The sequence below is a fragment of the Roseateles sp. P5_B10 genome (assembly GCF_056400485.1).
In genome coordinates, this window is the sequence record NZ_JBFULE010000378.1 from 1 (window position 1) to 5,041 (window position 5,041).

5 protein-coding genes and 1 pseudogene are annotated in these 5,041 nt (G+C 68.3%); 2 read left to right on the forward strand and 4 right to left on the reverse strand.

Annotated elements, in window-relative coordinates; genetic code table 11:
• Window positions 1-214 precede the first annotated feature (214 nt).
• Window positions 215-715, reverse strand: a complete 501-nt coding sequence (locus tag AC1DU6_RS19775) for a hypothetical protein (RefSeq protein WP_457325863.1) — start codon at window positions 713-715, stop codon at window positions 215-217.
• 197 nt (window positions 716-912) lie between these two features.
• Here AC1DU6_RS19775 and AC1DU6_RS19780 point away from each other — a divergent pair, with 197 nt between their 5' ends.
• Together AC1DU6_RS19780 and AC1DU6_RS19785 are read left to right on the forward strand one after the other, a co-directional pair.
• The gene (locus tag AC1DU6_RS19780) at window positions 913-1,815 is read left to right on the forward strand and encodes a hypothetical protein (protein ID WP_477859064.1); all 903 of its coding nucleotides are present in this window, start codon (window positions 913-915) and stop codon (window positions 1,813-1,815) included.
• A gap of 128 nt (window positions 1,816-1,943) precedes the next feature.
• Complete coding sequence (locus tag AC1DU6_RS19785) at window positions 1,944-2,168, forward strand: hypothetical protein (RefSeq protein ID WP_477859066.1); 225 nt, start codon at window positions 1,944-1,946, stop codon at window positions 2,166-2,168.
• A 3-nt stretch (window positions 2,169-2,171) separates the two neighbouring features.
• On the opposite strand, the gene AC1DU6_RS19790 is transcribed toward AC1DU6_RS19785, so the two are convergent.
• From AC1DU6_RS19790 to AC1DU6_RS19800, 3 genes and pseudogenes are all read right to left on the reverse strand, one after another.
• Window positions 2,172-3,941, reverse strand: coding sequence for a glutamine--tRNA ligase/YqeY domain fusion protein (locus AC1DU6_RS19790; RefSeq protein WP_477859068.1), 1,770 nt, complete (start codon window positions 3,939-3,941; stop codon window positions 2,172-2,174).
• A 54-nt stretch (window positions 3,942-3,995) separates the two neighbouring features.
• Window positions 3,996-4,811 carry a hypothetical protein gene (locus AC1DU6_RS19795; RefSeq protein ID WP_457325181.1) on the reverse strand — a complete coding sequence of 272 codons (816 nt, stop codon included), beginning with the start codon at window positions 4,809-4,811 and terminating at the stop codon, window positions 3,996-3,998.
• Between the two features lie 10 nt (window positions 4,812-4,821).
• A pseudogene (locus tag AC1DU6_RS19800) lies at window positions 4,822-5,041 on the reverse strand (hypothetical protein); the annotation flags it as partial.

The following is a 5,041-nucleotide window of genomic DNA, read 5'->3' on the forward strand; positions in this document are numbered from 1 at the left end:
TCTAGACGCAGCGCGCCGCCCGCACTCGCGTGCGGGCCAGGGCTGCAACAACGAGTGGCCCCTTGCGGCGGGCCTTCCCGAAGGGTTGCGGCCAGAAAGACCGCATGCTGTGTTGCAGATCCTCGCTGGGCATGAGCCCAGCTTGCGGTCTGCTGTCGTGCCTGCGGCCTTTCTGGCCACAACGCGGCCCATTGCCGTGGCGCTAACAGGCCCTCTAATTCAGCCCCTGCTTGGCCCGTTCGCGGGCCATGTAGTTGGCTTGATCGCGATCACGATCTCGCTGCACGCGGGCCTCGCGTGTCTCCCAGTCGCCGCAGCTGAAGTAGGAGCCGCCGAACAGCCAGCCCAGCAGGCTGGAGTCGTCGACCGCTTTCCCTTCACCGCCGGTGCAGACCATCGCCGCCTTGGAGCTGCTCTGCTCGGTCAGGGCTTCCTGCACGAGCATGGAGCGCGACATCAGCACCGAGGCCGGCATGGCCACGGCCAGCAGCACGCCGCCGATGACAACGCCCTTGGCCCAGCGTGGGAGCGCGCCGCTGACAGGCGTGGGTGCCGCCGCCGCACGCGTGGTTGTCGGTTGGGGCCGGTTGAAGGGAATCGTGGCGGCGAAGGACGTCGCCTCGGTCGCCGTGATGGTGCCCGAGCGGCCGCCCGCGCCGCTCAGCAGCCGCGGCTGGGCAGGTTGTTGGGGTGGGTTGGTTGTGGCGGCCGGCATGGGGTTCGAGGGCCCTCGAAAGAGAGCCGAACGCGATGCTAGGGAGGCCGTTGCGGGCGGATTGTGAGCAATTGCAAGGGCGCGGCGCTGAGGGTGGAAATGCGTGGAGGAAGTCACGATCGCCAGTTGCGCCATAACGTGCCCGTTCAGGGGTGGTCACCATTCCCGGGCCTGGCTGGCAGAGCTACATTCGGCCCGTGTCCAGCATCCTCGACCTGCTCAGACGCCGCCTGTTGAAGGGCCTGCCAGCGCTGCTCGCGGTGGCAGCCGGAGTGGCCCATGCGCAGGAACTGACGCTGACGCTGCGTGCGCCTGACAGCGAGGCCGACCTGCGCAACGCCTACATCCGCGATGCGGTGCAGTTGGCGCTGGACAAGACGCGCGGGACCGACGGCGCTTACCGCCTGCAGCTGTCAGCGCCCATGAACAAGCGGCGCGCGCTGCTGGAAGCAGCCCAGCAGGCCGCACCGAACTTCCTCGTCGTCACCGGGCCGGACGCCGGCCGGGCCGCGGGCCTGGTGCCGGTGCTCTTTCCCATTCATCTGGGCGTGAATCGCTACCGCGTCTGCTTCGTGCACACGCCCCAACGCGCCGTCGTGCGCGAGGCCGATACCTTGAGCGCGGTGGCGCGGCTGCGCCACGTGCAGGGCCGCGGCTGGGCCGATGCGGACATCCTGCGTGCCAACGGCTTCACGGTCGCCGAGGCCAACGGCTACGAGGCGCTGTTCCAGATGGTGGCCATCGGCCGGGCCGACCTGTTCTGCCGCAGCGTGCTCGAGGTCGGCCAGGAAGTGCAGGCCCACACCGGCCTCAAGGGTCTGGCGCTGGACGACAGCCTGCTGCTGTCCTACGACCTGCCGCAATACATCTATACCCATCCCGGCAACCAGCAAGCCATCGAGCGCATTGCGCGCGGCCTGCGCCAGGCTTATGCGGACGGCTCGCTGCAGGCTCTGCTGCGCCAGCACCTGCAGCCCTCGCTGGCGCTGCTCAACCTGCCTCAGCGCCGGTTGATGACGCTGAACGTGCCCAGCCCGGCCCTCATCGAGATGAACGACCGGCCCTTCCAGATCGACGTGCTGCGCGGGTCGCTGCGTTAGGACATGCTACGGGCGTGACATCTTGGCGCCCGGGCAGTCAAGTGCGGGGGGCAGCAAGTTCAGCTGCGACCTTTTCACGCGCAAGGGCCCCATGCGGCGCCTAGTCTGCAAGCAAGACGAGGTGCCCCATGAACTCACGCCCCATGCCCCTGATGAGCGACAACTACGAGTTGMGTTTCGAGTCCCTGTTCCAGGCCGGCCGCGGACTGGCCTTTCCCTGTGATGCGCAGGGTGGCGTGCGGCTGGATTCCCTGAGCGACCGGGCGCGGCAGAACTATCTGTTCGCCCGCGCCGTCGTCGGCCGCGAATACGCCGTGCCCATCGTGCTGCGTTGCGGGGGCGCGCGCGACTGAGGGCTATTTGGAGAAGCTGTCCTTCAGCCCGGTGATCTTGTTGAAAACAGGTTTGTCGGCGCGGTGGTCGACGCGGTCCGTGACGAAGTAGCCGTGGCGCTCGAACTGCCAGCGCGCATCTGACGGCGCATCCGCGAGCGAGGGCTCGACAAAGGCCTGCACGACGCGCAGCGAATTGGGGTTCAGGAACTCGATGAAGTCGCGGCCACCAGCATCGGGCTGGGGCTCTGCAAACAGGCGCTCGTACAGGCGCACTTCAGCCGCGACGGCCTCGTGTGCCCCAACCCAGCCAATCGTGCCCTTGACCTTGACGGCATCCGCGCCCGGCGTGCCGCTCTTGGTGTCGGGAATGACCGCCGCCAGCGCCGCGGTGATATTGCCCGCGGCGTCCTTCTCGGCGCCGGTGCATTCGATGATGTAGCCGGCCTTCAGGCGCACCTTGTTGCCGGGGAACAGACGGAAATAGCCCTTGGGCGGCGTCTCCATGAAGTCCTCGGCCTCGATCCACAGTTCGGGGCCGAGCGAGAACTTGCGCAGGCCCAGTTCGGGCTTGTGCGGGTGGGCCGCCGTCTCACAGGGCTCGCGGTGGTCGGCGCTGCCGAAGACCTCGGCGTAGTTCGTCAGCTTGAGCTTGAGCGGCTGCAGCACGGCAAACGCGCGGGGTGCCTGCGGCTCGAGGTCGGCGCGCAGGGCCTGGTCGAGCACGGTGTCGTCGATCCAGGCGTTCTGCTTGCTGGCGCCCGTGGCCTCGACCATGGCGCGCACGCTCGCCGGCGTGAAGCCGCGGCGGCGCAGGCCCACCAGTGTCGGCATGCGCGGGTCGTCCCAGCCGCTGACGTGCTTTTCTTCCACCAGCTGGCGCAGCTTGCGCTTGCTGGTGACGACGTAGTTCAGGTTCAGGCGGCCGAACTCGATCTGCTGCGGCAGCGGGCGGGCCAGCATGCCGAGGTCGGCCAGGTGCTCCAGCAGCCAGTCGTAGAAGGGGCGCTGGTCTTCGAACTCCAGCGTGCAGATGCTGTGGGTGATGCGCTCCAGTGCGTCCTCGATCGGGTGGGCGAAGGTGTACATCGGGTAGATGCACCACTTGTTTCCCGTCGCGTGGTGTTCCGCATGCTTGATGCGGTACAGCGTCGGGTCRCGCAKGTTGATGTTGGGCGAGGCCATGTCRATCCTCGCTCGCAGCACCATGGCGCCGTCGGCATGCTGACCATCGCGCATTTCACGCAGGCGGGCCAGGTTCTCTTCGGCAGAGCGGTCGCGGAAGGGGCTGTTGACGCCCGGGCGGCCGAAGTCGCCGCGGTTGGCGCGCATGTCCTCGGCGCTCTGCTCGTCCACGTAGGCATGGCCGGCGTTGACCAGCGCCTCGGCGGCGGCGTACATGAAGTCGAAATAGCTGCTGGCCTCGAACAGGTTGTCGCCCCAGGACCAGCCCAGCCACTGCACCATCTCCTTGATGGCGTTGACGTACTCCAGCTCCTCCTTCTCGGGGTTGGTGTCGTCGAAGCGCAGGTGGCAGGCGCCGCCGTAGTCGCGTGCGAGGCCGAAGTTCAGGCAGATGGCCTTGGCGTGGCCGATGTGCAGATAGCCGTTGGGCTCGGGCGGGAAGCGGGTGCGGATGCGCGCCTCGTCCAGCGGGCCGGCATTGTGGTGGGCGGCGTCGCCGGGCGTGCCGGCGAAGTGGCGGCCCGCGAACGCGCCGGTCTCGAGGTCGTTCTCGATGCGCTGGCGCAGGAAGTTCGTCGCAGGTGCAGCGGGTGCAGCGGGGTTGCTCATCGTCGGCTCTGGAAATGGAAGCGGGCCGTGTTCCAGGCCCGCAGTGCGCCGATTCTAAGGACGTGGCTGCTGTACCCGCAGCGGCAACCGCACGTGGGCCAGCCCAATGCTGATCCAGACGGCCACGCTGAAGTACAGCGTCATCCAGACGACTTCGCTGCGCCAATGCGCCCAGTCGTGCGAGACCGTCCAGCGGCTGCTGGCGTCGGCCACACCCGCCACGAGGCTGGGGTAGGCCCGGCCGGCGGCTTCGTCGGCCAGCCAGCGTGCCCAGTACATGGGCACATCCACCGCGAACATATAGGCCGCGTAGATCGCACCCGCGACGATGGCCAGGCCCAGCCAGCGCCGCGCCGCTCGCGTGGCGTGCGGCCACATGGCCAGCAGCGCCAGCACGCTGAGCAGGGCGACCGTGCCCCACAGGGTCTCTTCGACGACATGGCCGATATTGCGCGTCGTCAGCACGGCATACCAGGAATTGACCTCGGCGATGGCGATCAGCGGCAGCACGGCGCCCGCTACCCGGAGGCTGAAGCGGTGCCCGGTCGCCAGCGCCGCGCCGCGCAGCAGCAGTGCCCATTGGGCGGCAAAGCTCAGCTCGGCGATGGTGGCGACGGTGCGGCCGACCAGCACGCTGGACGCCCAGGAATCCACCATGACGAGGCGCGGCACGTCAAAGACCGGCAGCAAGGAGCGGTAGCCGCAGCCCAGCACGTAAAGCGCCGACAGCAGCAGCTGCAGGCGCTGGTGGGGCCAGGTGGTGCCGTCGGGGCGGTTGCGGTGCAGCCAGGCGGTCGAGGCCGTCCAGGCGATCAGATTGAGGCCGGCGATGGCGCAGAGCAGATGCCACCAGTAGGTTGCGTCGAGCATGGTGTTCTCCTCAGCCCGCCTTCGGTGGCCGTCCGGTCTTGACCGGCGCCAGCCGGTCCAGCGCGGCGGCCAGCGCCTTGGCGTCGAGCTGGGCCAGGGCCTGCAAGCCCGCGCGCAGCAGCTCGCTCTTCTTGGCTTCACGCTTCACGTCGTGCAGGCGCAGCTTGAGTTCCTTCAGCAGCGCGTAGTCGGCTTCGGGCATGGTGAAGCCGTCGCGCACGAGCTTGGCG

Coding starts and splice junctions, on each gene's coding strand:
- AC1DU6_RS19775 (WP_457325863.1), bottom strand. CDS start 715: ATGCCGGCCGCCACAACCAACCCACCCCAACAACCTGCCCAGCCGCGG.
- AC1DU6_RS19795 (WP_457325181.1), bottom strand. CDS start 4,811: ATGCTCGACGCAACCTACTGGTGGCATCTGCTCTGCGCCATCGCCGGC.